Annotated in this window: 19 protein-coding genes; 4 read left to right on the top strand and 15 right to left on the bottom strand. The window is 72.2% G+C overall.

Annotation, left to right across the window (positions count from 1 at the left end):
* The first annotated feature begins 79 nt into the window (after positions 1–79).
* Positions 80–574 (top strand): HNH endonuclease signature motif containing protein, encoded by a 495-nt coding sequence (locus tag ACFFKU_RS18325; RefSeq protein WP_380140265.1) that lies wholly within the window; start codon positions 80–82, stop codon positions 572–574.
* 20 nt (positions 575–594) lie between these two features.
* Here ACFFKU_RS18325 and ACFFKU_RS18320 read toward each other — a convergent pair whose 3' ends face one another.
* The 5 genes from ACFFKU_RS18320 to ACFFKU_RS18300 form a co-directional block, all read right to left on the bottom strand.
* Positions 595–1,473: a hypothetical protein gene (locus ACFFKU_RS18320; protein WP_380140264.1), complete on the bottom strand. Its 879-nt coding sequence runs from the start codon at positions 1,471–1,473 to the stop codon at positions 595–597.
* A 92-nt stretch (positions 1,474–1,565) separates the two neighbouring features.
* Positions 1,566–3,467 (bottom strand): AAA family ATPase, encoded by a 1,902-nt coding sequence (locus ACFFKU_RS18315; protein ID WP_380140263.1) that lies wholly within the window; start codon positions 3,465–3,467, stop codon positions 1,566–1,568.
* Positions 3,468–3,540: 73 nt separating this feature from the next.
* Complete coding sequence (mshB, locus tag ACFFKU_RS18310) at positions 3,541–4,470, bottom strand: N-acetyl-1-D-myo-inositol-2-amino-2-deoxy-alpha-D-glucopyranoside deacetylase (RefSeq protein ID WP_380140298.1); 930 nt, start codon at positions 4,468–4,470, stop codon at positions 3,541–3,543.
* Positions 4,471–4,650: 180 nt separating this feature from the next.
* Positions 4,651–6,543, bottom strand: coding sequence for a translational GTPase TypA (typA, locus tag ACFFKU_RS18305; RefSeq protein WP_380140262.1), 1,893 nt, complete (start codon positions 6,541–6,543; stop codon positions 4,651–4,653).
* A gap of 40 nt (positions 6,544–6,583) precedes the next feature.
* The gene (locus tag ACFFKU_RS18300; protein WP_380140261.1) at positions 6,584–7,222 is read right to left on the bottom strand and encodes a DUF7711 family protein; all 639 of its coding nucleotides are present in this window, start codon (positions 7,220–7,222) and stop codon (positions 6,584–6,586) included.
* Between the two features lie 127 nt (positions 7,223–7,349).
* Between ACFFKU_RS18300 and ACFFKU_RS18295 the strand changes: the two genes are divergently transcribed.
* Positions 7,350–9,068 carry a BCCT family transporter gene (locus ACFFKU_RS18295; RefSeq protein ID WP_380140260.1) on the top strand — a complete coding sequence of 573 codons (1,719 nt, stop codon included), beginning with the start codon at positions 7,350–7,352 and terminating at the stop codon, positions 9,066–9,068.
* Between the two features lie 6 nt (positions 9,069–9,074).
* Here ACFFKU_RS18295 and ACFFKU_RS18290 read toward each other — a convergent pair whose 3' ends face one another.
* From ACFFKU_RS18290 to ACFFKU_RS18280, 3 genes are read right to left on the bottom strand one after another with little or no spacing between them, the layout of a single operon-like run.
* Complete coding sequence (locus ACFFKU_RS18290) at positions 9,075–9,488, bottom strand: NUDIX domain-containing protein (protein ID WP_380140259.1); 414 nt, start codon at positions 9,486–9,488, stop codon at positions 9,075–9,077.
* The gene (locus tag ACFFKU_RS18285; RefSeq protein WP_380140258.1) at positions 9,485–10,117 is read right to left on the bottom strand and encodes a DUF305 domain-containing protein; all 633 of its coding nucleotides are present in this window, start codon (positions 10,115–10,117) and stop codon (positions 9,485–9,487) included. Before ACFFKU_RS18285 ends, ACFFKU_RS18290 begins: the two co-directional genes overlap by 4 nt.
* On the bottom strand, positions 10,114–10,773 hold the full coding sequence (locus tag ACFFKU_RS18280) for a thioredoxin-like domain-containing protein (protein WP_380140257.1): 660 nt from the start codon (positions 10,771–10,773) through the stop codon (positions 10,114–10,116). The genes ACFFKU_RS18285 and ACFFKU_RS18280 overlap by 4 nt, the downstream gene beginning before the upstream one ends.
* Before the next feature lie 112 nt (positions 10,774–10,885).
* Here ACFFKU_RS18280 and ACFFKU_RS18275 point away from each other — a divergent pair, with 112 nt between their 5' ends.
* Entirely contained in the window at positions 10,886–11,566 is a 681-nt protein-coding gene (locus ACFFKU_RS18275) for a 4a-hydroxytetrahydrobiopterin dehydratase (protein ID WP_380140256.1), read from the top strand.
* Positions 11,567–11,573: 7 nt separating this feature from the next.
* Here ACFFKU_RS18275 and ACFFKU_RS18270 read toward each other — a convergent pair whose 3' ends face one another.
* Positions 11,574–11,708 (bottom strand): hypothetical protein, encoded by a 135-nt coding sequence (locus ACFFKU_RS18270; protein WP_380140255.1) that lies wholly within the window; start codon positions 11,706–11,708, stop codon positions 11,574–11,576.
* Between the two features lie 45 nt (positions 11,709–11,753).
* Here ACFFKU_RS18270 and ACFFKU_RS18265 point away from each other — a divergent pair, with 45 nt between their 5' ends.
* Entirely contained in the window at positions 11,754–12,452 is a 699-nt protein-coding gene (locus tag ACFFKU_RS18265; RefSeq protein WP_380140254.1) for an O-methyltransferase, read from the top strand.
* A gap of 10 nt (positions 12,453–12,462) precedes the next feature.
* Here ACFFKU_RS18265 and ACFFKU_RS18260 read toward each other — a convergent pair whose 3' ends face one another.
* The 6 genes from ACFFKU_RS18260 to ACFFKU_RS18235 form a co-directional block, all read right to left on the bottom strand.
* Positions 12,463–13,254 (bottom strand): hypothetical protein, encoded by a 792-nt coding sequence (locus ACFFKU_RS18260; RefSeq protein WP_380140253.1) that lies wholly within the window; start codon positions 13,252–13,254, stop codon positions 12,463–12,465.
* Positions 13,255–13,269: 15 nt separating this feature from the next.
* The gene (locus tag ACFFKU_RS18255) at positions 13,270–14,997 is read right to left on the bottom strand and encodes a dipeptide ABC transporter ATP-binding protein (protein WP_380140252.1); all 1,728 of its coding nucleotides are present in this window, start codon (positions 14,995–14,997) and stop codon (positions 13,270–13,272) included.
* Positions 14,994–15,941, bottom strand: a complete 948-nt coding sequence (locus tag ACFFKU_RS18250; protein WP_380140250.1) for an ABC transporter permease — start codon at positions 15,939–15,941, stop codon at positions 14,994–14,996. Before ACFFKU_RS18250 ends, ACFFKU_RS18255 begins: the two co-directional genes overlap by 4 nt.
* Positions 15,934–16,860 carry an ABC transporter permease gene (locus ACFFKU_RS18245; RefSeq protein WP_380140249.1) on the bottom strand — a complete coding sequence of 309 codons (927 nt, stop codon included), beginning with the start codon at positions 16,858–16,860 and terminating at the stop codon, positions 15,934–15,936. Before ACFFKU_RS18245 ends, ACFFKU_RS18250 begins: the two co-directional genes overlap by 8 nt.
* A gap of 111 nt (positions 16,861–16,971) precedes the next feature.
* A complete protein-coding gene (locus ACFFKU_RS18240; RefSeq protein WP_380140247.1) occupies positions 16,972–18,576 on the bottom strand; it encodes a peptide ABC transporter substrate-binding protein in 1,605 nt (534 codons plus the stop codon).
* Between the two features lie 379 nt (positions 18,577–18,955).
* Entirely contained in the window at positions 18,956–21,439 is a 2,484-nt protein-coding gene (locus ACFFKU_RS18235) for a diguanylate cyclase domain-containing protein (protein ID WP_380140245.1), read from the bottom strand.
* Positions 21,440–21,482 lie beyond the last annotated feature (43 nt).

The raw sequence follows: 21,482 nt of genomic DNA, 5'->3' as shown, positions 1-21,482 counted from the left end.
CTCACCACCGCGATGCGCGACGGCGTCCCCGCCTTCTCCGACCCCACCACGCCGGCGGAGCCCGGTCGAGGTGAACCCGGTGACGCACGTCCGGACCCACCGCCCCGCCTCCAGCACCACCGTCCACGTCACGATCGCCGCCCGGACGTTGCTGGGTCTGGACGACGAACCGGGTGAGGTCGCCGGGATCGGCCCGGTCCCCGCCGCGCTGGCCCGCGCCCTGGCCGCCGACGGGGACTGGCGAAGAGTCCTCACCGACCCGGTGACGGGCGACGTTCTGGACGTCTCACCTCGGGTCTACCGCCCCGGCGCCGCATTACGCCGTTTCGTGCAGGCGAGGGACAAGACGTGCACCACCCCGGGCTGCCTGGTGCCCGCGATCGACTGCGACCTCGACCACGAGGTCCCGTTCGAGGAAGGCGGGCAGACGGTCCGGGCGAACCTGCACGCCTCCTGCCGGAGGCACCACCGGCAGAAGACGCTGTACGTGTTCGAGACCCGCGCCGCCCACCGACGACGCAGGCGCGCCGCCGCCACGACAAGGTGGGGCGGGCCCGCGGAAGCCCCGTTCTGACACCGCAACAGGACTGGGCTTCAGGCCGGGTTCGGTAACGGCCCGCGTGCTCGCGGGCCGTAGTTCTCGATGCCCTGCCCCCGCCGGAACACGAACGACGTCGCCGCGTTGGACAGGCCGGTCACCTTGTAGGGGACGCCCCGACGGTTGACGATCTGGGTCGTCCGCTCGTCGGCGTCGGGATCGTAGAGATCGAAGAGCACGTTGAACTCGACCGTCTGGGTGTCCGTGTGTGCGTAGACGTAAACGATCAGCTTCTCGTCACCGCTCACGGTGAAGGGGAAGTTCCAGGTCTCGTCCCCGAAGTCGAAGACCCGTCGGTAGGTGACGGGATCGGTGTCCAGGTCGGCGGAGAGGGTGTACTCCCAATAGTCGCCGCCCCCCTCCGGCGCCATGTAGATCCCGGTCAACGCGGGTCCCCGCGAGACGACGTCCACGCGGATGTCGATCACGTCGAGGATTCGCCCCTCGTTCGCCCCGACGGTCAGTTCCACGATGGCCGCGCTGGAGGGCACGCCCCCGAGCTTTCGAGCCCAGGCGTCCAGGTCCACGTCCCGATCGAGCGAGGGCTGGGACGCCAGAAGTCGCTCCTCGCTGATGGGGAGGACGTACTGCGGCGCGCCGGGGGTGAAGGCGATGGCGTCGAACTCGGCCTTGTCCCTGGCGGGGGCGTTGTCACGAGGCGTCACCCGGAGCGGAGGCGTCAGCGAGGCCTCGACCGCTCCCGACACCGCGTCCAGCGCCTTGCTTGCGGCCCACCCGCCCACGAAGGCCCCGCCGGAGGCGAGCAACGCGGTGCGCCGACGGACACGGGCCGCCCCCTGTGCTCCGTCGTCCTGCGCGGCAGCGGGCGCTGGCCCCGGGCCGCCCGGTTCTCCGGTCGCTCCGCCGTCACTCATCTCCGCCACCTGCCTTCGCCGTTGGAACAGGTGAGGCTGATGGTGCCACTGGGACGGACCTGCCGGGGCCTGCTCGGCGAATGAGACCCCCGTCAGGGACGGGAAGCTCTCGACGCCGCCTCCCGCAGGTCCACGACCGCCGGCCGCGACGCCCGCTCGAGGACCTCGGTGATCTCGTGACCGATCAGCTCGTGCCGTTCCAGCAGCGCGTCGCGCAGCGCCTCGACGAGGTGCCGGTTCTCGCGGACGAGGGTCCGGACGACCTCCTTCTGCTCGGTCAGCAGCTCCTCGACCATGGCCCGCCCCTGCGTGTCCCCGAGGACCCGGGACACCAGGTTCCCGTCGGCGAGAGCACCCTGCTGGACGGCGGCGAACGAGATCAGCGTCCCGGCCATCCCGGCCGCGCCGACCATCTGGGCGGCGGTCGTGGTGGCCGCCTGCAGGTCGCCGGAGGGCCCGGTGGACACGTCGCCGAAGAACTCCTCCTCGGCGACCTGACCGCCGAAGGCGATCTGGATGAAACTGCGCAGCTCCGCGCGGGAACGGGTGAACACGTCCTCGGCGTCGCCGTGCGCCAGCAGGCCGAGCGCGTTGGCGCGGCGGACGATGGTGAGGATCTCCAACCGGCGTTCCGGCGCGACAAGCCAGGCGACGGTGGCGTGACCGGCCTCGTGGGTGGCGATGAGCCGCGCCTCGTGGTCGGTGTAGCCGACGGGCTGGCCGAGCCCGATCTCGGTGACCAGACGGGCGTGCTCCAGGTCGGCCCAGGACATCGCAGGGGCGTTGCGGCGCACCGCGTTCACCAGGGCCTCGTCCAGCAGGTTCTCGATCATCACGGGCGAGTACCCGGTGGTGATCCCGGCCAGGGCGTCGCGCCGCTCGGCGACGGCGAGGTCGGCGTCGTGGGCCTTGCGGGCCAGGAAGTGCTCGATGAGTTCCCGGCGTCCCGCCTTGTCGGGCAGCGTGAACGTGAGCCGGCGGTCGAAGCGCCCCGGCCGCAGCAGCGCGGGGTCGAGCGCGTCGGCGCGGTTGGTCGCGGCCACCACGAGGATCTCGACGGGTTCCGGCCGCGGCAGCGGACGCCGGCGTCCGGCCGGCAGGAACCGATTCACGGTCTCGACGGCGAAGGCGCGCAACCGCTCCCCCGCGGTCGGCTCGTCGAACGACTGCAACTGCACGAGGAGTTCGTTGACCACCCCGGAGGCCCCCTCGGACGAGGCCAGGCGCTCGACCCGCACCCCACCCGGGGCAGCGGCCGCCACCGCGGAACCGCCCAGGCCGGTCAGGCCCCCGCACCCGAGGTGCTGCGCCGCGGGCGCGACCGCGGGCGTCATGGAGTTCATCCCACCCCGGGCCCCGGCGATCGCGTCGATCTCCTCGATGAACGCGATCGCCCCACCCTCCGCCCGCGCGGTGCGCCGCACGGCCCGGAAGTAGGAACGCACCTTGCGCGCCGTCGCGCCGTACCACATCGACTGGAACGAGGTCGCGGACACGAAGAGGAACGGCACCCCCGCCTCCCGGGCCATGGCCTTGGCGATGTGGGTCTTGCCGGTGCCGGGCGGGCCCTCGAACAGCAGGCCGCGCCGCGGCCGACCACCCATCTCCCGACGGAACGTGCGGGCCCCCAGGAAGAGGTCGAGGCTGCGTTCGACCTCCTCCCGGATCGCGGGCAGACCCTTCACGTCCTCCAGCGCCACGTCGATCTGCTCGGGGCGGTACAGGACGTGCGGGGACCGCCCGGACACCAGCGTCTGCCCGACCAGCATCGCGATCATCACCGCGAAGAAGATGCCGATCATCACGTACAGCGGGTCCACCACCGGCAACGCGGGCACGACGGGCAGACCCATCAGCAACCGCACGTCGACCGCGACCACGAGGGCCAGCACGACGAGCAGCAGCCGGACGGTCCGCCGTCGCCGGGTCCGTTCGCGGGCCCGGTGCACGTCCGCGTTGACCCGGCCGTAGCGCTGCTCGGTGATCGCCGTCATGCGGACAGCCTCGCCGTCGACGCCGGAGGATGCACCGCTGTTCTACGCGCTGTGACCCCGGCGGGTGAGTGCTTCACCCGTTCGGCGCAACCCCCGCGAACAGGTCGGTCTCGCGACCATCCCGGTCGAAGGGGCCCGACACGACCCCGTGGACCAGTCGGAAGAACTCCCGCGGCAGGACCGGCTGGGGCGCGTCGTTGCTGAGCCGCAGGGCGGGCACCTCGGCCTCGAGGTCCAGCGTGAGCTGGGTGGCGTGGGCGCGCAGCGCGGCGACCTTGGCCGCGAGCTGCTCGGTGACGTCGACGGCCGTGGTCACGTCGGCGTCGGGCGTGACCATGCTCGGCAGGTTCTCCTCGGGATCGGCCGCCCCGGGGGCGCCCGTCTCGTGCAGCCGCCGGACCCCGGCGCGGGCCACGGACTCGGGCAGCACGTGCCAGTAGACCTTGGCGACGTTCCACGGCACCGCGGTGCCGTCGGGCCCCGATCCGGCGGCCAGGACCAGCGCCCGCATCGTCACCTCGTGCACCCGGACGTGGTCGGGGTGGCCGTACCCCCCGCCCGGTTCGTAGGTCACGACGACCTGGGGCCGCAGCTCACGGATGACGTCGGCGACCCCGAGCGCGGCCTCCTCCGGGTCGGCGGCGACGAAGGCCCGCGGGTCGATGTCGGTGCCGGCCGCGGCCCGACCGGGTTCGGCCCACACCATGCCCGAGTCGCGGTACCCGCTGCCGTCGGGCCGGGCCAGGAACCGGTGGTCGCCCACCCCGAGCGCCTCCATGGCGGTCGCCAGCTCGTGGGTGCGCAGCTCCCCGAGCCCGTCGGGGTCCAGGTGCGCATGCTCGGGCGGGACGATGTCGCCGAGTTCGCCACGGGTCGCGGTGAGCAGGGCGACGTGCGCCCCGGCGTCGGCGTAGCGGGCCATCGTGCCTGCGGCGCACAAGGACTCGTCGTCGGGGTGGGCGTGCACGAACAGCACCCGCCGGGGCTGGTCGAGCCGTTCCATCGAAGCCAGTTCCTCGGGGTCGAGTTCCCGGGCCACGTCGTCGACGATGTCGGCGACGGTCTCCAAGGGGTCACGGCCGAGGGTTCCGGCGCCGGCGGGTTCCTCCGGGGGGAGCGTGGTCATGACCCAACTCTGCCACCCGGCGACCGTGCGGCCGCCGGGTGCCCCCGACGGGGAGCGTCAGCCCTTCTTGGCCTTGGAGGCCGACTTGCCGCGCGCGTTCTGGTCGAGCACGACCTTGCGGATCCGGACCGCATCCGGGGTCACCTCGACGCACTCGTCCTCGCGGCAGAACTCCAGGCACTGCTCCAGGGACAGGTGGCGCGGGGGGATCAGCCGCTCGAACTCGTCGGAGGTCGACGAGCGCATGTTGGTGAGCTTCTTCTCCTTGGTGATGTTCACGTCCATGTCGTCGGCGCGGGAGTTCTCCCCGACGATCATGCCCTCGTACACCTCGGAGGTCGGCTCGACGAACATCTGCCCGCGCTCCTGCAGGTTCGTCATCGCGAACGCGGTCGCGGCCCCCGCACGGTCGGCGACGAGCGAACCGGACTGACGGGTGCGGATCTCACCGGCCCACTGGTCGTACTTGGCGAACAGCGCGTGGGCGATGCCGGTGCCGCGGGTGTCGGTGAGGAACTCGGTGCGGAACCCGATGAGCCCGCGGGAGGGGACGTAGAACTCCATGCGCACCCAGCCGGTGCCGTGGTTCGTCATCGTCTCCATGCGGCCCTTGCGGGCGGCGAGCAGCTGGGTGATGGCCCCCAGGTACTCCTCGGGGGAGTCGATCGTCAGGTGCTCGAAGGGTTCGAGGGTCTTGCCGTTCTCGTCCTTGCGCAGCACCACCTGGGGCTTGCCGACGGTCAGCTCGTAGCCCTCGCGACGCATCTGCTCGACGAGGATGGCCAGGGCCAGCTCACCGCGGCCCTGCACCTCCCAGGCGTCGGGGCGCTCGGTCGGCAGCACGCGGATGGACACGTTGCCGACGAGCTCGGACTCGAGGCGGTCCTTGACCAGGCGCGCGGTGACCTTGGACCCCTTGACCCGACCGGCCATCGGCGAGGTGTTGGTGCCGATGACCATCGAGATCGCGGGCTCGTCGACGGTGATGAGCGGCAGCGGCCGCGGGTCCTCCGGGTCGGCGAGGGTCTCACCGATGGTGATCCCCTCGATGCCGGCGACGGCGACGATGTCGCCCGGGCCCGCCTTCTCGCCCGGGACACGGGTGACGGCCTCGGTGACGAGCAGCTCGGTGATCTTGACGCGCTCGACGCTGCCGTCGTGCTTGCACCAGGCGACCTGCTGACCCTTCACCAGCTCGCCGGAGAACACGCGCAGCAGGGCGAGACGGCCCAGGAACGGCGAGGCGTCGAGGTTGGTGACGTGCGCCTGCAGCGGGGTCTCGGGGTCGTAGGTCGGCGCCGGGATGGTGTCGAGGATGGTCTGGAACAGCGGGACCAGGTCCTCGGAGTCCGGCAGGCCGCCGTCGTCGGGACGGTTCAGCGAGGCGCGGCCGTTCTTCGCCGAGGCGTAGACGACGGGGACCTCGAGCAGCTTGTCGGCGTCGATGCCCTCGACGTCGGAGCCCAGGTCGAGCAGCAGGTCGATGGTCTCCTCGACGACGGCCTCGATGCGGGCGTCGGGACGGTCGACCTTGTTGACCAGGATGACGACGGGCATCCCGGCCGCGAGCGCCTTGCGGAGCACGAAGCGGGTCTGCGGCAGCGGCCCCTCGGAGGCGTCGACGAGCAGGACGACGCCGTCGACCATCGACAGCCCGCGCTCGACCTCGCCACCGAAGTCGGCGTGGCCGGGGGTGTCGATGATGTTGATGGTCATTCCGCCCTCGGGCGAGCCGGGTCCGGCGTAGCGCACCGAGGTGTTCTTGGCCAGGATCGTGATGCCCTTCTCACGCTCCAGGTCGCCGGAGTCCATGACGCGGTCGGCGACGTCGGCGTTGGCCCGGAAGGCCCCGGACTGCCACAGCATCGCGTCGACGAGGGTCGTCTTGCCGTGGTCGACGTGGGCGACGATCGCGACGTTGCGCAGGTCGTGGCGGGTGCTCAAGGGCATGAAGAGGCTCTTCCGAGAGTGGTGGGGCGGTCACCGGAGTCTACCCGCGCCCGACCCGCTCCCGGGCGTGGCGCAGATCGAGGTACCCGGCGACGACGTCGGCGAGCTCCTCGAGCCGCTTCTCCTGCCCCGGCTCGTGGCGGTGCCGCTCCCGCGCGGCGCTCAGTTCGCCCATCCGGTGCAGGCTCCGGGCGAGCTCGGCCTCGACCGCCGCGAGGGCCTCCCCCGGAGCCGGTTCCGGTTCCCGCCGCCGGGCCACCTCCTCCGCGCGGCCCGATCGCAGCGCCGCCACGACCGCCTCGTCGAGCCCGGCGTCGAGGGTCCAGAAGCGCAGCGGCGCGACGATCTCGTGGTTGGCCACGGGGCTGCCGACCGCCCGGAACCGGGTGCGCACCTGCCAGCGCGGCAGGCGGGACGCGGCCAGCCACTGCCCCGCCCCGGGCGGCAGCGTGCCCCAGGCCGCGGGCCCGGCGTCACCCTCGACCCGGTCCTCGTGGACGAGCGCGACCCGCAGCGGGACCGTCGCGTCGGTGAGCTCCTCGACCGGCGGGTCGAGCAGGGGGCCGTGCAGCCAGGCCTCGGTCACCCGCAGCCGGAAGATGGCCGCGGGCTGGGCCGCCATCCGGGCGCACTCGTCGGCGATCTCCTCGATCCGGCGTACCGCCGTGGACCATCTCACCCCGTCATTCTGAACTATTCCAGAAGTCGTCGACAGGGCTGCGACCTGCACGGATGCTCCAGAAATGGTTCGTTCGGGTCATCGAAGGACTGGCCGCGCCCGGTCCCCCCGTGCCACTCTCTTCCGCATGTCTGCCCCTCCCGATCACCGAACCTCCCCGATCGAGCCGCCGGTCGCGGGCGGGCCGGAGGCCTCCCGCAAGCCGCACGCGTCGCCGATCGACAAGCGCACCTTCGCGATCGCGGCGGGGATCGTCGTGGCCTTCCTGGTCGTCGGGGCCGTGTGGCCCGGGCAGTTGCAGGAGGGCTCCGAGGCCGCCCTCGCCGTCGTCGTCGAGGACTTCGGTTGGGCCTTCGTCCTCGGGGCGACCGCGTTCGTGGCCCTCGCCCTCGTCCTGGCGTTCAGCCGGTTCGGGCGCATCCGCCTGGGCCGCGACGAGGACCGACCGGACTTCAGCCGCGCCTCCTGGATCGCGATGATGTTCTCGGCCGGGATGGGCATCGGGCTCATGTTCTACGGGGTGACCGAGCCGGTCAGCCACCTGATGACCACCCCCGAGGCCGGGATCGAGCCCGGATCCCAGGAGGCCGCCCGCGAGGCCATGAACTACTCGCTCTTCCACTGGGGACTGCACCCGTGGGCGATCTACGCGGTGGTCGGTCTCGCCCTGGCCTACTCGACCTACCGCCGCGAACGCGTCGGGGGGTTCTCCGCCGCCTTCGCCCCGCTGCTCAAGGGCAACCGGGGCCGACGCGCCGCCCGGGTCATCGACATCTTCGCGATCTTCGCGACGCTGTTCGGGTCGGCGGTGTCGCTGGGGCTCGGGGCCTCGCAGATCAACGGCGGGCTGACGACCGTGTTCGGGGTCCCCAACACGACCACGGTCAAGGTGCTGGTCATCGCCGTCCTGACCCTGTGCTTCGTGGTGTCCGCGATCAGCGGCATCGAGCGCGGCATCAAGTGGCTCTCGAACACCAACATGATCCTGGCGCTGGTCCTGCTGTTCTTCCTGTTCGTGGTCGGGCCGACCGTCTTCATGCTCAACCTCATCCCGGCCTCCGCCGGGAACTACCTCGCCGCCCTGCCGACCATGGGCGCCCGGACCGGCGCCTTCGGCGGGACAGACTGGCTGGCCGGCTGGACCCTCTTCTACTGGGCGTGGTGGGTGTCGTGGACGCCGTTCGTCGGCGCGTTCCTCGCCAAGATCTCCCGCGGCCGGACGATCCGGGAGTTCGTCGTCGGCGTCATGCTCATCCCCACGACCGTCAGCCTCGTCTGGTTCTCGGTCCTGGGCGGCGCGGCGATCGACCTGCAGCGCAAGTTCCTCAGCGGTGAGGGCGGCGCCGACCTGGCCTCGCTGGAGAGCGAGACCCAGCTGTTCACGCTGCTGGACGCCTTCCCGTGGAGCCAGGTCACCTCGGTGGTCGTCGTCCTGCTGGTGGCGATCTTCTTCATCTCCGGGGCCGACGCGTCCAGCATCGTCATGGCCTCGCTCAGCTCCTACGGGGTGGACGAGCCCAAGAAGTGGCTGACCGCGCTGTGGGGCTGCCTCATGGGCGCCGTCGCCATCGTCCTGTTCTTCGCCGGTGGGCTGCAGGCGTTGCAGGACATCACCATCATCGCCGCCGCCCCGTTCCTGCTGATCATGGCGCTCATGTGCATCGCCCTGGTCAAGGACCTGGCCCGGGACCCGGCCATCACCACGCGGGTGCGGCGCGAGGGCGACGAGCGCGACCCGCGGGTCACCGCGGTGGACCACGAGTGGGCCGAGAACTTCCCGGTCGACCTCGCCCCCGCCGGCCCGCCCACCCCGCCCGCTCCCGGTGCGGAACCCGACCGGCGCTGAGCCGCGCTACCGCTGCGACGCGGTGGACCCCATGTGCCGGATCAGCGCCACGTCACCGGGCAACCAGTCGACCGCGCCCCACTCCCCCTCTTGGAGCCAGCGCAGCTCGTCGTGGTCCTGCAAGGGCTGGGCGTCCCCCGTGACGATCCGGGCCCACCACACGCGCATGCGCAGCTCGGGGGTCAGCGGCCAGCAGCCCTCCACCGGGCCGACGACCTCGGCCCCGAGCTCGACCACGACACCGAGCTCCTCGGCCAGTTCGCGGTGCAGGGCGGCGGTCGGGGTCTCCCCCGGTTCGACCTTGCCGCCGGGCAGCTCCCAGCGTCCGGCGAGCGCCGGTGGGGCGCTGCGCCGGGCGGCGAGCAGGCGCCGAGGGCGGCGGAGGTCGTCGACGAGGGCCGCCCCGACCACGAGCCTCACGCCGCCGGACCCAGCGGCTCGGCCCCCCGCTGGGCCAGGAGGTCGGTGAGCAGCTCGGTCTCCGAGGTCTGCGAGCCCGCGATCGCCCGGGCCAGGCTGCGGACCTCCTCGGTCGTGGCGCGGTCGGCGGCGAACTCGGCCATCTCGATCCCCCCGGCGTGGTGCCGCAGCATGAGCTGCAGGAAGTCGACCTCGAACTGCTCGCCGGTCTCCTCCCGCAGCCGGTTGAGCTCGACCGCGGTGGCCATGCCGGGCATGGTCCGCCCCTGCTGGATCTCGCCGAGGTGGCGGGCGTGCAGGTCGGTGCCGGCCATCCAGCCCATCACCTCACCGGTGTTCGCGACCGGCTGGTCCCACACGCCGAGCAGCTGCTGCAACCGTCCGACCTGGTTCTGCTGCGTCAGCAGCATGTCCTCGGCGAGCGCCTGGACGTCCGGCGACGGGGTGCGCTCGACGGCGAGGACCGCCATCTGCACCGCCTGCTGGTGGTGGGTGGCCATGTCCTGGGCGAAACCGACGTCGACGCTCTGGGCTCCGGGGGTGCTGGGCAGCGCGCGGCCCAGCAGGACCCCGGCGAGCAGGACCGCCAGGAGGGCGACGACGGCGATCAGGACGCGGCGGGGGGTCACGCGATCGGGGCCCCGTTGCCGATGCAGGCCGCACCCGGCTCGGGGGTCTGGCTGCCCTGGACGAAGCGGGCCAGGAACGCGCCGATCCGGGGGTCCTCGCCGCTGTCGAGGCGCAGCTGGTTGTTCCAGGCGGACAGCACGACCGGGCTCGGCAGGTCCGGGTAGGGCGACATCAGCACGTAGCTCTGGCCCTGCGCGTCGGCCCGCAGGGCCTCGACCTGGTCGGCGGGCAGGTCGGGGCGGTAGGTGATCCAGACCGCGCCGTGCTCGAGGCTGTGGACGGCGTTCTCGTTCGGCACCGCGGTGTCGTAGACGCCGCACGTCTGCGGCACCCCGTTGTGCGGGCCACCGACCGGCGGCGACTCGGCGTAGTCCACGGGCGTGGTGACGTGGGCCTCGCCGTTGGAGTACTGGAACGTCTGCACCGCGTCGAGCGAGGGCGGATCCGGCTGGGACACGATGACCGCGGTGACCCCGCCCGCGACGGCCAGCACCGCGACGGTCGCCCCGGCGATGATCGCGCCCCGTCGACGGCCGGCCGAACGGCGGTCGGCCTGCTGCATCTTGGCCACCCGCTCGGCGCGGGCCCGGCGCTGCTCCTCGCGCGGGTCGTCGGTGCGCCGGTCGTCGGGGCGCGGGTCGGTCTGCTCACTCATGCGGAAGGGTCCTCGGGGTCGGGGCGCGATCACGTCTCATCCGGCCCAACGCGCACGGGCCCCGCTTCGATCCCGGGCGGCACCGACGGACCGGACGCGCGACGATCGGGACATGGCGATCTCGCGACGGGCCCTGCTCGGCATGCCGGACGTGCGGGCCGGACTGGCGACCCTGGACGGCTGGTGGCAGGACCACAGCCGCCTCGTCACCGGCCGCCGGCTGCCCTCGCAGCCGGAGGCGCTGGCGCTGCTGACCCGCGTGGGGACCGTCGCCGAGGAGCTGGACCACCACCCCGACGTGGACCTGCGCCACCGCGACCTGTGGTTCCTGCTGTCGACCCACTCCAGCAGGGGCGTGAGCGCCCTCGACCTGGAGCTGGCCGCCCGCATCGACGTCCTGGCCCGGGAGGCGGGGGCGGAGCCGCTGCCCTGCTCGGTGCTCGGGGCCCAGGTCGCCGTGGACGTGCTGGACCCGGCGCTCGTCCTGCCGTTCTGGCAGGTCGTGACCGGCTACCGGCTGACCCATGACCACGACGGCGACCCGCACCTCGTCGACCCGGCGGGACGCGCGCCCGACGTGTGGTTCCAGAGGATGACGACGCCACGACCGGGTCGCGGTCGCACCCACCTCGACGTCTACCTCGACGTCGACGAGGCGCCGGAACGGGTGCGCGCGGCGGTGGCGGCCGGCGGGGTGCTGCGCGACGAGAGCCACGCCCCGGGGTGGTGGGTCCTGGCCGACGCGGAGGGCAACGAGGTGTGCGTCTGCACGGTCGGCGGGTCCGCGGGCTGAGGTCCGGTCAGTCGGTGCGCACCCGGTGCGGGTGCAGCTGACGCTCCATCTTGGCCTCACGCTGACGCGGGGAGAGCCGCCAGTAGACGGTTCCGCAGCCGACGGCGGCGGCTGCGGCGACGATGCCGAGCATTCCGAGCATCCACCCACCGTACCCAAGTGCCTCCCCCTTGGGCAGGATGCGGACATGACTTCTTCGCGCGACGGAGCCGGTCCCGAGACCTGGGCGGAGGTCGACGACTACCTCACCGCCACCCTGCTGCCCGAGGACGAGGTCCTGGAGCTGGCGCTGGACGAGAACGCCGCGGCAGGTCTGCCCGCGATCGACGTCTCCCCGCTGCAGGGGGCCCTGCTGGGGATGCTGGCCCGGCTCGTCGGGGCCCGGACCGTGCTGGAGATCGGAACCCTGGGCGGCTACAGCACGATCCACCTCGCCCGCGCCCTCCCCGCCGACGGGCGGGTCGTGACCTGCGAGTACGAACCCCGCCACGCCGAGGTGGCCGCCCGCAACCTGGCCGCTGCCGGGATGGCCGGGCGGGTCGAGATCCGGGTCGGGGCCGCCCTCGACACCCTGCCCGGGCTGCGGGAGGACGTGAGCGCCGGTCGTCGGCCCCCGTTCGACCTCGTCTTCGTCGACGCCGACAAGCAGAACAACGTGAACTACCTGACGTGGGCGCTGGAGCTCACCCGCCCCGGCAGCCTGATCGTGGTCGACAACGTCGTCCGCGCCGGCCGGGTGCTCGACGAGAGCGGTACCGACCCGGTCGTCGTCGGCTCCCGCGGGGTGCTGGAGGCGATGGGGGCCGAGGACCGCCTCGAGGTGACCGCGCTGCAGATGGTCGGGGCCAAGGGCTGGGACGGCTTCGCGCTCGCCCGGGTCCGATGACCCCTGCGCCTCACGCAGCGCGCACGTGGGCGGCGAGGCCCTCGAACCAGCGGCGGTGGTAGGGCGTCTGCCCGCGCTCGAGGGCCCGGTCGACGCCGTCCAGGACGAAGCGACGGGTCCAGTACCCCCGGCGGACCAGCTCGGGGACGACGAAGTCGTCCAACCGCCGGGAGGGGCGCGCGACGGTCTGGTCGGCCTGGGCCGGTGAGGCCCCCGGAACGCCGTCGACGTCGAAGATCGCGGCCATCGTCGTCGCGATGAGGACCGGTCGCGCCTCCAGGTAGCGCAGCAACGGCACCCCACCCATCACCCCGGGGACCGCCGTCGCCAGCAGCAGGACCGCGCCCCGCTCGGTCGGCGGCGGCACCAGACCGGCGTGGGCCCAGTCGAACATGGCCTCGATCCCCCGGTTGCGCTCGTAGCCCTTGGGGCGGCGCTCGAACCGCTGCGACCACGCCGTGACGAACGCGGGCAGGTCGTCCGGGTGCAGCAACGGCGGCAGGTCGCGGGCGTCGGCGGGGTCCAGCGGCCACAGGCGCAGGGCCGTGGGGAGACCGCAGCAGGCCAACCACCCCGCCACCGCGGCCGACTGGTGGGCGACCCGCAGCCGGCCGGACCACTCGCCCGCCGGGGCGAGGGCGCCGATCGGCGCCGCGCCGGTGACCTCGTGCTGGTGGGCGAGCGGCCGCCGCAACGACCGGCGGTCGGCGGGGGTCAGCGCGAGGAGCGCCGCGACGACGTCGTCGCGGCGCCCCTGGCGCAGGGCCCGTCGCAGCGGCTCCGGCAGGACGGGCGTCGCCACGTCCGCTCCCGTCCCTCAGGCGCCCAGCTGGATCTTCCCGCCGGGGATCGCGTCGAGCAGTGCGCGGGTGTACTCCTCGCGCGGGGCGGCGAACACCTCGTCCACGCTCGCGTGCTCGACCATCTTCCCCTGCTTCATCACGACGACGTCGTCGGCGATCTGCTTGACCACCGCGAGGTCGTGGGTGATGAACAGGTAGGTCAGGCCCAGCTCGGCCTGCAGGTCGTTCAGCAGGGTGAGGATCTGCCCCTGCACCAGCACGTCGAGCGCGCTGACCGCCTCGTCGCAGACGACGACCTCCGGCTGCAGGGCCAGGGCCCGGGCGATGGCGACGCGCTGACGCTGCCCCCCGGAGAGCTCGTTGGGGAAGCGCCGCATCGAGGACGTGGGGAGGGCGACCTTGTCGAGCAGGTCGCGGACCCGGGTCTCCCGTTCCTTCGCCGAACCGAGCCCGTGCACCCGCATGGGTTCCTCGACGACCCGGAAGATGGAGTAGCTCGGGTCCAGCGAGGCGTAGGGGTTCTGGAAGATCGGCTGGACCCGGCGCCGGAACGCGAAGCGCTGGGCGCGGTCGAGCCGGGTGATGTCGACCCCGTCGAACTTCACGACCCCCTCGGTGGCGGGCAGCAGGTTCAGGACCATCTGCGCCACGGTCGACTTGCCCGAGCCGGACTCGCCGACGATGGCCGTCGTCGTCCCCCGGCGCACCGAGAAGCTCACGTCGTCCACCGCGGTCAGCTTCTCCCCGCGGGGCCCGGCCCCGCGGATGGTGAACACCTTGGTGAGGTGCTCGACCTCGATGACGTCGGGGGTCACCCCGGCGTCGGGGACGGCGTCCTGACCCGTGGAGACCGCCTGCTCGTGGGCCTCGACCGCGTGGGCCTGCGCGGCCTCGACGACCTCGGCCCGCGCAGCCGACTGCAACCGGCGCGAGGAGAGCGAGGGCGCGGCCGCGACGAGGCGCTGCGTGTAGGGGTGCTGCGGTTCCTGCAGGATCTGCAGCGCCGGCCCGGACTCGACGACCTGCCCCTTGTACATGACGACGAGGTGCTCGGCCCGTTCCGCGGCCAGACCGAGGTCGTGCGTGATGAGCAGCACCGCGGTGCCGAGCTCGCTCGTCAGTTTCTCGAGGTGGTCGAGGATCTGCCGCTGCACCGTCACGTCGAGGGCCGAGGTCGGCTCGTCGGCGATGAGCAGGCGCGGGCGCGAGGACAACCCGATGGCGATGAGCGCGCGCTGGCGCATGCCGCCGGAGAACTCGTGCGGGTACTGCTTGACCCTCCGGTGCGCGTCGGGCAGTCCGGCCTCGGTGAGCAGCTCAGCCGCGCGCTGCTTGGCCTTGGCCCCCTTGTCCAGGCCGTTGGCGACGAGCCCCTCGCGGATCTGGTACCCGATGGTCCACACGGGGTTCAGGTTCGACATCGGGTCCTGCGGGACCATGCCGATCGAGGAGCCGCGCAGCTTCTCGAACTCCCGCCGGGAGGCCCGCGCGATGTCCTGGCCGTCGAGCAGGATCTGACCGCCGGAGACCTTGCCGTTGCCGGGCAGCAACCCGATGACGGCCTGCGCGGTGGTCGACTTGCCCGACCCCGACTCCCCGACGATGGCCACGGTCTGGCCGGGGTACACGGTCAGGTTCGCCCCGCGGACGGCCTGCACCGCCCGTCCGCCGGAGGAGAACTCGACGTGCAGGTCCTTGACCTGCAGCAGCGGGACTGCGGACGACTGGCTCGGCTGGCTCATCGGTTACGCGCCTTCGGGTCCAGGGCGTCGCTCACGACGTCGCCCAGCATGATGAAACTCAGGACGGTGAGCGACAGCGCGCCGGCGGGCCAGAACAGGATCAGCGGGTCGGTCCGCAGGGAGGCCTGGGCGTTGGAGATGTCACCGCCCCAGGAGACCGTGCTCGGCGGCAGGCCCACCCCCAGGAACGACAGCGTGGCCTCGGCCGCGATGAAGGTTCCGAGCATGATGGTCGCCACGACGATGACCGGGCCGAGCGCGTTGGGCACGACGTGACGCAGCAGCACCTTGGTCGAACTCAGCCCGAGCGCCTTGGCGGCGGTGACGAACTCGGCCCCGCGGACCTGCAGGACCGCCGAGCGCATGATGCGGGCCACCTGCGGCCAGGCGAAGAGGGCCAGCACCAGCGAGATCACCCACACGCTGCGGTTGTCCAGCACCGACATCAGGACGATGGCGCCGAGCACCAGCGGGATCGCGAAGAAGATGTCGCCGATGCGGGAGAGCAGGGAGTCCCAGATCCCGCCGTAGTACCCGGCCACCGCCCCGAACACCCCGCCGATGAGGACGACGATGCCGGTGGAGATGAGACCGACGACGACGGAGGCGCGGGCCCCGAAGATGACCCGGGCGTAGACGTCCTGCCCGAGCCGGGTGAACCCCAGCGGGTGCCCGTCCTGGGAGCCCTGCAACGACTTCGACAGGTCCTGGAACCGCGGGTCGGTGCCGGAGAACAGCGAGGGGAACACCGCGACCAGCACGACCAGGAAGATGAGGACGGCCGAGGCCCAGAACAGCGGGCGTCGGCGCAGCTGGCGCCACGCCTCGCCCCACGTGCTGGTGGGGGGCGCGGAGTCGTCGACGGCGTCGACGGCCTTCAGCGGGGTGTCCTCGAGCTTGGCGACGAAGTGCTGCTGCCCCTCGCGCACGACGGCCTCAGGCATAACGGATCCTCGGGTCCAGGACGGCGTACAACAGGTCCACGAGCAGGTTGATGATGAGGTACACGACCACCAGCACGGTCACGAACGAGACGATGGTCGCGCCCTCGGTCCGGATGATCGCCTGGTAGAGCGTCCCGCCGACCCCGGGGATGTTGAAGATCCCCTCGGTGACGATGGCCCCGGCCATGAGCCCGCCGACGTCGGTGCCGATGAACGTCACCACGGGGATCAGCGAGTTGCGCAGCACGTGCACCGAGAGCACCCGCCGACGGGACAGGCCCTTGGCGGTCGCGGTCCGCACGTGGTCGGCGGTCAGGTTCTCCGCCACCGAGTTCCGGGTCAACCGCAGGATGTAGGCGAACGACACCGACCCGAGCACGATCCCGGGCAGCAGCAGGTCGATCCAGGAGGGATCGCCCCCGACCGAGGCCCGGACCCAGCCGAGCCGCTCGGCGAACACGTAACGGAGCAGGAAGCCGATGACGAAGATCGGCACCGCGATGACGATCAGCGAGACGAGCAGCGAACCGGAGTCGAAGATCCCGCCGCGACGCAGCCCGGCGAGCAGCCCGACGCCGATGCCGAAGACGGCCTCGACGACCAGGGCCACGATCGTCAGTTTGATCGTGACCGGGAACGCGCCGGCCAGGACGTCGATGACGGGCCGGCCGCTGAAGGTGTTCCCGAGGTCCAGGGTGAAGACGCCCTTCAGGTACAGCAGGTACTGCACGAAGAAGGGCTGGTCCAGGTGGTACTGCGCCCGTAGGCGGTTGGCCACGGCCTCGCTGACCGGGCGGTCGCCGAACAGGGCGGCGATGGGATCGCCCGGGAGGGCGAACACGAGTGCGTAGATGAGCAGTGTGGTCCCGATGAAGACGGGAACCATCTGCAGGATGCGGCGTCCGATGTACCAGCCCATCCGATGACCTCCTCCGAAGGGTACTGATCATGGCCGAGCGTCGGCGTTGGCGCACGGCAGGGGGTGGGTCACCGCCCGAGCGGTGACCCACCCCGTGGGAGGGCAGGCGGGTCAGGCCTTCGTGATGGTTTCGTAGATCGGCACGCTGTTCCAGCCGAACTTCACGTCGGAGACGGTGTCGGCGTAACCACCGGCCGCGTTGGAGTACCACAGCGGGATCGAGGGCAGGTCCGTCATGAGGATGGTCTGCGCCTGGACCAGGGTGGCCACGGCGGCCTCGGCATCGGTGTTGGCCGAGGCCTGCGCGAGCAGCGCGTCGTACTGCGGGTTGGAGTACTTGCCGTCGTTCGAGCCGCCGCCGGTGGCGAAGGTCGAGGCGAGGAAGTTGTACATCGACGGGTAGTCGGCCTGCCAGCCCGAACGGAACGCACCGTTGATGGTGCCGCCCGTGATGTCGCTGCGGAGCTGGGCGAAGGTCGCGTAGGGCTTGCCCTCCGCGTTCATCCCCAGCGTCTGGCGCAGGCCCGCGGTGACCGCGTCGACCCAGGTCGCGTGCCCGCCGTCGGTGTTGTACGCGATGGTGAACGTGCCGGTGTAGGGCTCGATCGCCTCGGCCTGCGCCCACAGCTCCTTGGCCTTGTCGGCGTCGTAGGTGCAGACCTCGTTGCCCGGGACGTCCTCGGTCCAGTAGGGCACGACCGGGGAGGAGTAGTCCTTGGCCGGGGTGCGGGTGTCGTTGAAGACGACCTTGCAGATGTCGGCCCGGTTGATCGCGTAGGCGATGGCCTGGCGACGGAGCTGGCCCGCCTCTCCGGTGAACCCGGCCAGGGCGGTCGGGATCACGAAGCCCTGGAAGACGGCCGAGGGCTGGTTCACGGCCCGGTCGCCCAGGTCGCTGGTGAAGGTGGTCAGGGCCGAGTCCGGCACCTGGTCCAGGACGTCGAGCTCACCGGACTGCAGCGCCGAGTAGGCGGTGTCGAGGTCGGCGTAGAACACGATGTTGACCCCGGCGTTGACCGGCTTGCGCGGCCCGGCGTACTGGTCGTTGACGACGAGGTTGATGCCCTCGTTGTGCCGCCAGGCGCCCTCGGCCTCCAGCTTGTACGGGCCGTTGCCGACCGGGTTCTCGCCGAACGCCGCGATGTCCTCGAACGCGCTCTCGGGCAGCGGGTAGTAGGCCGAGTAGCCGAGGCGGAGGGGGAAGTCACCCTCGGGGGCGTTGAGCTTCACCGTGAAGGTGGTCTCGTCGACGACCACGAGACCGGAGAGCTCCTGGGCGGTCGGGGTCTCCGCGGAGACCGCGTCGTAGCCCTCGATGGGCTCGAAGAAGTAGCTGCTGAGCTGCGCGTTGGTCGACAGCGCCCCGTAGTTCCACGCCTTGACGAAGGAGTCGGCCGTCACCGGGGACCCGTCGGAGAACTTCTGGTCGGCCTTGAGCTTGATCGTGTAGGTGGTCGCGTCGGGCGACTCGATGCTCTCGGCGACGTCGTTGACCGGGGTGCCGTCGGCCTCGTAGGCCACCAGGCCCGCGAAGACGCAGTCGAGGATCTTCCCGCCGCCGGTCTCGTTGGTGTTGGTCGGGATCAGCGGGTTCTGCGGCTCGCCGCCCCACACGGTGATCGGGGTGCTGCTGCCGCCCTCACCGCTTCCATCGCCGTCGTCCCCACCACCGCAGGCGCTGAGCGTCCACAGGGCACCGGCTCCCGCCAGACCCATGAGACCTTGACGCCGACTGAGGACGGGGCCACCCCGTCCGCGGCGAGAGTTCTCCTGCACCTGAGTGTCCTCGATGCCCACCAGCGAATCCTCCTCGACAGGGCGCGCTGAGCAGGATGCTCAGCTCACGGGACTCCTGCCGAGCAGGATGTCCACCGGCCTTTGGTGTGCAGAACGCTAACACTGCCCGAACCCTGCTCCGGGCCGACACGGGCCCCGTCGCCCGCGACCGACCCCGGCGACCGTCCGCGCCGTCACTCTGTGCGTCGACGACTGCCGTCCGTGGCGATAGCGCTTCCAGCAACCAGTGTGCACCCGTGCGGGAACGAAGCACGCCGACCCCCCGACGGTGACGCACCGTGCGGGCCGGGGGCGCACGTCACGATGAGGTTAAGAGTTCCTGAGAGGGCGCGTCGCGGAGCGGACGCGGCGGCAGCGCGGGGGCCACGACGCTCAGGTCGCGGCCGGACTGCTTGCCGCGGTAGAGCGCGGAGTCGGCCCGTCCGAGCACCTGGGCGGGGGTCTCCTCGGGGCGCCACTGCGCGATCCCGATCGTGCAGGTCTGCCCCTGCGGCACGACCCCGCGGATGCGGTCGGCGACGACGATCGCCTCGATCGCGGTGCACCCGGGAAGGGCGACGCAGAACTCCTCCCCACCCCAGCGGGCCAGGGTGTCCACCTCGCGCAGCTGCTGCGAGGCGGCCCCGGCGAACCCGCGCAGGAGCTCGTCGCCCTGCAGGTGACCGAAGGTGTCGTTGAACCGCTTGAAGTGGTCGAGGTCGACGATCATGAACGTCAGCGGCACGCCCGTCCGGGTCGCCCGGGCCACCTCGGCCTGGGCGATGGTGTCCCACTGCCGCCGGTTGGTCAGCCCGGTGAGGGCGTCGTGCTGGGCGGCCTCGGCGAGGCGGGCCAGCAGGTCCTGCCGCTCGACGGTGTGGGCGACCTCGCCGGCCAGACCCTGCAGGAGTGCCGAGAGCGTCGAGGTGATCGCCGGCATCCGGCTCTGCCAGAACACGCCGAGGACCCCGGTCGCCCGTCCGCCGGGCAGCAGCACGGGCTGCCACACCCCCGAGACGGTGCCGCAGGCGGCGATGAAGTCGGCGCTGGCGGCCGGGTGCGCGGCGACGTCGGCGACGAAGAGCTGCTCGCGACCGGCCATCACCATCGCGGGCAGGCTGCTCTGGGTGCGGGGGTCGGTCCGCAGCCGCAGCCCGGGTGGCAGGCCGACGCTCGCGGTCGAGACGAGGACCCCGTTCTCGTCGGGCTGCAGCAGGTAGGCCCCGTCCGCGCCGGTCAGGTCGAGCATGGCCTCGCAGATGGCCTGGCGGGGGTCGTCGGCCCCGACGACCGCGCGGGTCGCACGGGCCAGGGTCTCGACCTCGACGACGTGGCGGGACAGCTCGCGGCTGCGTGCCGCCAGCTCGGCGTGGGCGGCCCCGAGGTCGCCGTGGGCCTCGCGCAGCGCCCGCTCCCGGGCGCGGTCGCGCGTCACGTCCTGCATGACGACGACCGCCCCCAGCCGGCGCCCGTCCTCGGTCCGGACCACCCGGCCCGTGCAGACCACGAGCATCGGGTCGCGGCCGGTGGTCGCGATGACCATCTCGGCGTCGGACACGCTCCCGTCGGCCATCGCCCGGTGCAGCGGGACCTCCGCGGCCGGCAGCGGCGTGCGCCCGTCGGCGCGGAAGAGGCCGTAGACGTCGCCGTGCTGGGTCGGGTCCAGCGAGGCGTCGGCGTCCAGGCCGTGCCAGCGCCGGGCCTCGTCGTTGAACCGCAGGAGCCGCCCCTCGGCGTCGCACACGACGATGCCGACGCCCGCGGTGTCCAGGACCGCGGTGTTCAGCTCGTCGCTGCGCTCGACCTCGTCGAGGGCCACCTGCAGGAGTCGGCGCTGGCGGGCGTTCTCCTCGGCCTGCACCCCGAGGCGGGTCACCAGCAGGACGCGGTCGTCGCGACCGAGCGCGAGGAGCAGCCCGGTCCCGGCCAGGACGAGGATGTAGAACTGGATGACCAGGGCCTGGACCGCGTCGGAGGCGACGGTCGCGAACGGTCCGTGGTCGGCGAGCGTGGCCGCGACGGCGAAGATCCCGCCGGCCGTGCTGTACAGCAGGACCTGGGTGGTCGGGTAACGGACCGCGACCCACACGGTGATGACGAGCAGGCTGAACCCGATGGGCACGCCGTTGATGACGAGGAACACGAGGACGTAGGCCCCGCTGGAGAGCAGCAGCGTCAGCACGAACTCGACGAGACGCCCACCCCGAGGCAGCTCCAGCCGGTCGCGCAGGCGGGGTCCGAGCGCCGCCCGGGCGGCCGGCGTGCCGAGCCAGGTCAGGCGCAGCCCGACCACCGTCACCAGCAGCACGGCGACGACGTTGCGCGCGAACCACACCGCGGCGGCCTGCCCCGAGAACGACCCGGAGGTCAGGGCCAGCGCGAGCGAGCCCAGCCCGGCCCCCGCGGTGGAGGCGACCAGCGCGGCGACGGTGATGCCGCCGAGGTCGCGGATCGAGCTCATCGGCGCCCAGCCGCCCGCGCCCCAGAGGTGGCTGCCGAACAGGGCGAAGAGCCGGTGGAAGACGAGCACCTGCACGACGTTGACCCCGACGAACGCCGCGGCCAGCGTCGGGGCGGCGCCGGTGAGGAGGTTGCCGGTCACCGTGATCCCGGCCAGCAGCGCGAGGTCGAGGGGCAGGGTCCGCTGCTCGCGCTGCACCGAGAACCACAGCGTCGCCACGCCGGCGGCCGGCCAGACCAGGCTGAGCGAGGTGCCGTCGAGGATCGTCAGGCGACCGACCAGCACGGCCACGGCGAAGAGGACGCCGAAGCCCAGGCTGCTCAGCAGACCGTTCCGGGTCATTCCCGGTGACCTCCTCGTGCGTCGGGGCGCGGGGGCCCCTCGT

Origin of the sequence: Kineococcus gynurae (genome assembly GCF_042433995.1) — a bacterium.
In the GTDB taxonomy this organism is placed as follows: Bacteria; Actinomycetota; Actinomycetes; order Actinomycetales; family Kineococcaceae; genus Kineococcus; species Kineococcus gynurae.
Note: the sequence above shows the minus strand (reverse complement) of the source record. Positions and strands in the feature narration are given on the sequence as shown.

What these genes read in the sequence shown, in the direction of transcription:
- ACFFKU_RS18315 (WP_380140263.1), bottom strand. Translation starts at nt 3,467, where the DNA reads ATGACGGCGATCACCGAGCAGCGCTACGGCCGGGTCAACGCGGACGTG.
- typA (WP_380140262.1), bottom strand. Translation starts at nt 6,543, where the DNA reads ATGCCCTTGAGCACCCGCCACGACCTGCGCAACGTCGCGATCGTCGCC.
- ACFFKU_RS18275 (WP_380140256.1), top strand. Translation starts at nt 10,886, where the DNA reads ATGGCGATCTCGCGACGGGCCCTGCTCGGCATGCCGGACGTGCGGGCC.
- ACFFKU_RS18255 (WP_380140252.1), bottom strand. Translation starts at nt 14,997, where the DNA reads ATGAGCCAGCCGAGCCAGTCGTCCGCAGTCCCGCTGCTGCAGGTCAAG.
- ACFFKU_RS18250 (WP_380140250.1), bottom strand. Translation starts at nt 15,941, where the DNA reads ATGCCTGAGGCCGTCGTGCGCGAGGGGCAGCAGCACTTCGTCGCCAAG.
- ACFFKU_RS18270 (WP_380140255.1), bottom strand. Translation starts at nt 11,708, where the DNA reads ATGCTCGGAATGCTCGGCATCGTCGCCGCAGCCGCCGCCGTCGGCTGC.
- ACFFKU_RS18265 (WP_380140254.1), top strand. Translation starts at nt 11,754, where the DNA reads ATGACTTCTTCGCGCGACGGAGCCGGTCCCGAGACCTGGGCGGAGGTC.
- ACFFKU_RS18245 (WP_380140249.1), bottom strand. Translation starts at nt 16,860, where the DNA reads ATGGGCTGGTACATCGGACGCCGCATCCTGCAGATGGTTCCCGTCTTC.
- mshB (WP_380140298.1), bottom strand. Translation starts at nt 4,470, where the DNA reads ATGGAACGGCTCGACCAGCCCCGGCGGGTGCTGTTCGTGCACGCCCAC.
- ACFFKU_RS18295 (WP_380140260.1), top strand. Translation starts at nt 7,350, where the DNA reads ATGTCTGCCCCTCCCGATCACCGAACCTCCCCGATCGAGCCGCCGGTC.
- ACFFKU_RS18320 (WP_380140264.1), bottom strand. Translation starts at nt 1,473, where the DNA reads ATGAGTGACGGCGGAGCGACCGGAGAACCGGGCGGCCCGGGGCCAGCG.
- ACFFKU_RS18240 (WP_380140247.1), bottom strand. Translation starts at nt 18,576, where the DNA reads ATGGGTCTGGCGGGAGCCGGTGCCCTGTGGACGCTCAGCGCCTGCGGT.
- ACFFKU_RS18280 (WP_380140257.1), bottom strand. Translation starts at nt 10,773, where the DNA reads ATGAGTGAGCAGACCGACCCGCGCCCCGACGACCGGCGCACCGACGAC.
- ACFFKU_RS18235 (WP_380140245.1), bottom strand. Translation starts at nt 21,439, where the DNA reads ATGACCCGGAACGGTCTGCTGAGCAGCCTGGGCTTCGGCGTCCTCTTC.